Below are 1,269 nucleotides of genomic sequence, written 5' to 3' on the forward strand. Positions count from 1 at the left end.
TGAGGATGACGAATTTCATCGCACCATGTTTTCCCGGTTCCAGTCCTTGTATTCGGTCGAGCCCTCGGTGCGGATCGGGCCGCTGTAGCCGAACTCGACCATGTGAACGGTGACGTAGTCGCCGCCGAAGAACACCACGCCATAGGACTCCGGCAGGTCCGACGCGCTGAGGAAGCGTCGCTCGGAGAACAGCGGATAGCTGGCGTGGTTGGTGCCGCGCAGCGACGTCGCCGGGACGCCGGCCACCGAGCCGGCCAGCGGCAGATGGCAATGGCCGAAGAAGATGTGCCGGATGCGATCGCGATGGCGGCCGACGATCTGCCGGAATTCCGCGTCGTCGAGCAGCCGGATCTGATCCATCGGGCCGAGATGCGTCGGCATCGGGTTGTGATGCATGAACAGCAGGAATGGCCCCGGATGCTCGGTCAGCCGCTGCGCCAGCCAGGCCTTGCGGGTGTCGCAATAGCGTCCGGCGTGCGTCTCGGGCTCGTTGGTGTCGAGCAGCAGGCAGCGGCCGGCGGCCGTGTCGAAAACGCCCTGCACCAGCCCGTCGTCGTCGCGCAGCTCGGGGAAGACGCTGAGGAAGACGTCGCGGCGATCGTGATTGCCGATGCACAGCCGCACCGGAATCGGGAAGGCATCGAGCTGGTTCTTGAGCCAGCGATAGTCGTCGAGGTCGCCCCAGTCCGACAGGTCGCCGGTGATCACCATCAGCTCGGCGTCGTGGTGATCGCGCAGGATGTGCGTCAGCGCCCGTTCGAAGTTCAGCCGCGGATTGCGGCCGCCGATCGTGCCGCCCGGCGTCGTCAGATGGATATCGCTGAGGTGGATCAGTTTCATCGCCCGTTCCCGAAATGAAAAGCGGCGGAGCCGATGTGCTCCGCCGCTGTCTCGCCCGATCAGTTCTTGCTGCCGACGGTCTTCGGCAACAGTTGCTGCACGTCCCTGGTCATGTCGGCCAGCACCGCTTCCGGCTCCTTGGCGCGCGCGCCGGACACGATCGAGTTGAGATGGTCCTTGATCACGTCGGTGATCTTCAGGCCGTTGTCGCCGGGGAAGGCGTACCACTTGGTCAGCAGCGGCAGCTGGCTCACCGCGGTGTAGTTGTTCGGGTTCTTGACGTAGAAGTCCTTCAGATAGACGTCGTTGGCGACCTTGTTCGGCGGCATGTAGCCGGTGGTCTCGGCCATGATCGCCGCGCCCTTCGGGCCGGTCCAGAATTTGACCACCTCCCAGGCGGCGTCGCGATTGGCCTTGTCCTTGGCGGTG

At 64.8% G+C, this 1,269-nt stretch carries 1 protein-coding gene and 1 pseudogene; both read right to left on the minus strand.

The features are described 5' to 3' along the window. Positions 1–15: 15 nt before the first annotated feature. Positions 16–840: a phosphodiesterase gene (locus tag I5M_RS24465; RefSeq protein WP_022723795.1), complete on the minus strand. Its 825-nt coding sequence runs from the start codon at positions 838–840 to the stop codon at positions 16–18. 59 nt (positions 841–899) lie between these two features. Beyond that, positions 900–1,269: pseudogene (locus I5M_RS24470) on the minus strand (extracellular solute-binding protein); the annotation flags it as partial.

The sequence above is a fragment of the Rhodopseudomonas sp. B29 genome, from assembly GCF_000333455.1.
Taxonomy (GTDB): Bacteria; Pseudomonadota; Alphaproteobacteria; order Rhizobiales; family Xanthobacteraceae; genus Rhodopseudomonas.